This window comes from uncultured Capnocytophaga sp., assembly GCF_963525585.1.
Classification (GTDB): domain Bacteria; phylum Bacteroidota; class Bacteroidia; order Flavobacteriales; family Flavobacteriaceae; genus Capnocytophaga.
This window is the reverse complement of record NZ_CAURLX010000081.1, coordinates 1-3,477: the sequence shown is the minus strand read 5'-3', so window position 1 is coordinate 3,477 and position 3,477 is coordinate 1. Positions and strand designations below refer to the sequence as shown.

Annotated in this window: 4 protein-coding genes; 1 reads left to right on the top strand and 3 read right to left on the bottom strand. The window is 40.6% G+C overall.

Annotation, left to right across the window (positions count from 1 at the left end; genetic code table 11):
* The first annotated feature begins 677 nt into the window (after positions 1–677).
* A complete protein-coding gene (locus RYK20_RS10785) occupies positions 678–1,289 on the top strand; it encodes a TetR/AcrR family transcriptional regulator (RefSeq protein WP_314895427.1) in 612 nt (203 codons plus the stop codon).
* On the opposite strand, the gene murG is transcribed toward RYK20_RS10785, so the two are convergent.
* The 3 genes from murG to RYK20_RS10770 form a co-directional block, all read right to left on the bottom strand.
* Positions 1,237–2,325: an undecaprenyldiphospho-muramoylpentapeptide beta-N-acetylglucosaminyltransferase gene (murG, locus tag RYK20_RS10780; protein ID WP_314895426.1), complete on the bottom strand. Its 1,089-nt coding sequence runs from the start codon at positions 2,323–2,325 to the stop codon at positions 1,237–1,239. The two genes, RYK20_RS10785 and murG, sit on opposite strands and share 53 nt — an antisense overlap.
* A gap of 413 nt (positions 2,326–2,738) precedes the next feature.
* On the bottom strand, positions 2,739–3,257 hold the full coding sequence (locus RYK20_RS10775) for an SMI1/KNR4 family protein (protein WP_314895425.1): 519 nt from the start codon (positions 3,255–3,257) through the stop codon (positions 2,739–2,741).
* Positions 3,197–3,477, bottom strand: a 281-nt coding sequence (locus RYK20_RS10770) for an RHS repeat domain-containing protein (RefSeq protein WP_369011044.1), incomplete at its 5' end; no start/stop codon positions are given. The genes RYK20_RS10770 and RYK20_RS10775, both read right to left, overlap by 61 nt.

Below are 3,477 nucleotides of genomic sequence, written 5' to 3'. Positions count from 1 at the left end.
ATTTCGCCATATTCTGGGGTGTGCTGGCATTACTCCTTGCTATCGGGCTGTGGGTTGAGTTTATGAAATTAAAAAAAGAAGATAAAATATAATTAAATTAAAGAAAAATAACAAACAAACCAATTACCAAATTTATTGAAAAATATTATCTGCATTTCAATGCAGCATCTTTAGTGGACGCTTCTAAAGGCTTTGTAGCGCCCCGCTAGCGCAGGTTGTAGCTTGTGCTTAAGAAAATAAGGAGCTGGAAAGCTCTAAGAATACTAGGTACGAGCTGGAAGCTCGCACCAGCGAAAGTGTGAAGCCACACAGGCAATTATTTCTCGCTAGCGCAGGCTTGTAGCTTATGCTTAAGAAAAATAAAGAGCTGAAAGCTCTATCAATAGTAGGTACGAGCTGAAAGCTCGCACCAGCAAAAGGAAGCCACACAGGGAATTATTTTTAAAATTTCAGCATAAGAATAGCTTGAATGCTAGCGCAAGGTGGGCTTGTGTGAGTGATTGAGATTTGATAATTACTTATTATTTTTGTATCTTTGCCTTTTTAGGTCCTTTTATGAGGGCAATAATACCCTACCATATGAGAAGGAGGGTACCTAGCAGAGCTATAGGCGCTAAAGCATATAGGAAAAAGAGCTTTTTTGCCCCTTTATCATTACTTATAACTAACAAAAAACTATGAAAGAGAAAATTATCAAAACGGCACTGGAACACTTTATCCAGTATGGTTTTAAGACCTTTACGATGGACGATTTGGCAAAGGAGCTAGGGATTAGCAAGAAGACCCTTTATGAGCATTTTGCTACGAAAAATATATTGGTAGAAGCCTGTTTGGACTCCTTTATCGATACAATGAAAGCCTTTGACTTTACCCAAGGAGAAGGCTCAATAATTGAGCGTATTTTTGCCAATAATGTGAAAATCCAACAGATGTATAAGGTTACCACTAACCGTCCCTTATGGGAACTCCAGAAGCATTTTCCTGAGCTATACGAACGGTTAGATGCTTTTCTATTGGATACGAACTTTGAGTGGATTGATTATATGCTTGAGCAAGGCAGGAAAGAAGGGATTTTCCATAATCATATCAATGAGAAGTTCTACAAGGCTTTCTATGTGAGTATGAATCTGGCGCGCTGTTCTCCTAAGTACTTCCCAGAGACGGAATTTCCGCTCTGGGATACGATACTGAATTCGACCGAGTACTTTCTGCGAGTACTGGTCAATGAAAAGGGACTTAAGGAGCTGGAGCGAGTGTTGCAATCACAGCGTCAGCAATCTGCTGGGTAGCTTGGGGTCGTGCTAGCGCCTTGAAGTGCTGAGCGAGTTCCTCCCGTAACTGAGCGTCTTCCTGTAGCTGGCTTAGGAGGCTTGCAAAGCGTTCGTTTCCTTGGGCTTCTGGGAGCAAGATAGCCGCCCCTTGTGAGGCGATAGCTTGGGCGTTCTTGGTCTGGTGGTCTTCAGCTACGTTGGGCGAAGGGACAAATATCACAGGCTTGCCTACAAGGGCTAGTTCGCTTACTGAGCTGGCTCCTGCGCGGGATAGGATGACAGAGGCAAGGCGATAGGCGTCGCTCATCTGGTCTATATAAGGACGTATGACTACCCCCTCCCCTGCTAGGTGCTTATAGTCTTCATAGTAGTATTGCCCACACTGCCAGAGGAGCTGTATTCCCCTTTCTCTTAGGAAAGGTAGGTGAGAGGCTATCAGCTCATTGATACGCCTAGCCCCGAGACTTCCTCCTAGTACAAGGAGGGTGAACTTATCAGGGGTAAGCCCCCACGCTTGGTATAGGTCAGCTGTAGGGGGTTCTAGGGCAATCAAGTCCTTACGGACAGGGTTTCCTGTCAGGAGCAAGGGGGTATGAGGGAAATAGCGTTCCATATGAGGGTAGGCAACGAATACCTTCTGTGCGCCACGAGCGACCCACTTATTAGCCATTCCTGCATAGGAGTTCTGTTCTTGTACGAATACGGGGTATCCCATCCACTGAGCGACCTTCAGGGTAGGAGCCGAAGCATAGCCCCCTGTACCTATGACCGCATCGGGGCGGAAGTCCTTGAGAATCTGTCTTGCCTTATAGAGGCTACGGAGCACCTTAAAAGGAAACAGGAGCTTATGCAAGAGTCCCTTGCCTTGGAAGCCTGAGATAGGCAAGCCGACAATAGGAAAGCCCTCTTGGGGTACCCGTTGCATCTCCATACGTCCGATAGCTCCTACAAAGAGAAAACGCGCCTGAGGATATCGTTCCTTAAGCTCTTTCGCAATGGCTAGTGCAGGGTAGATGTGCCCGCCTGTGCCTCCACAAGAAAAAAGAAAGTTCATTTTTGTATTATCAACCATTTATTATCTTTATAATGCCCCTATCCTCTTCTATTATAGGTATCAATATCCACCAATTTACATTCTGAGGCTTTTGTTTTCTCTATTTCTATCCGTATAAGAGCAAAAACCATTTTTTTAGGGCTTTAAAACTACTATTTTTTATTTATAAATTCCTTTTTTCAATCATTTTGCCCCTGATCCCTTTATTTCAAGGAGTCATTTTGCCTTTTTAAGAGCTAAGAGGCGACAACCATATCCATCTTCCCACTTTAAAGAAGCTAGCTATTGTTCGCAATCTAAGTCTGTTTTAAAGCGTTCTGTAAACTCTAAGAGGCTTTGTCCCTTAAATAATTCCATAATACATTCATTTTCAGAGTGCAAATATATGAAATTATTTTGCCACCTCAAAATATTTAAATAATATACTGGTAAAAATTTTCGCAATCCTTTCCATTTAATGCAGATATATATTTTTCTTTAAATTCATAAAATGAATTAGCAATTATAGCTACATCTTCGTACTCAGGTTCTGTACCATAAAATATTTTTCCATTATTAAATTCACCTATACCTATTGCGACATAGCTATATCCATTTTTTACAGACATTAAAATTGGCAAATGTTTATCCCAAAAGGATTTAATATCAGATAACATTTCTTCGTCTAAGGCAGAATCAATACTCTGACATTCAAATTCATTCCAAGAAAAAGAGTTTTCATCATTTTTAGAAAAATCTTCATAAGATAAGAACCAAATATTGTCTTCCCTATTAGAGCATAAAGAAAATATTTTAAGAAATTCTTTATATTCTTCTATTGTTTTTGCAACTCTTCCTTTAGCTGAAGAGTTAATTACAAGATTTGAAATATTTATTGTTTTGACATTCCATCCTTTATTACATAATTGTTCAATAAATATTCTATTTTCCATTTAAAATTTTTTTTTTTATTACATTTATGACTCTTTTTTGCAATCCTGTCACTTCGGTTGTAGCAGAGTTCTATCTCAGGATCGTAATATTGCCCTTGGTACTTGAACGGACACCTGAAATTCTCTTTAGCAAAGCCTTGTCGGGAGTTGCCATAAAGGTCTTGCTCGCGTTCCCATATCAGTTCACCTTCTTGGTTGTAGGCTTCTATGGGGTATCTAA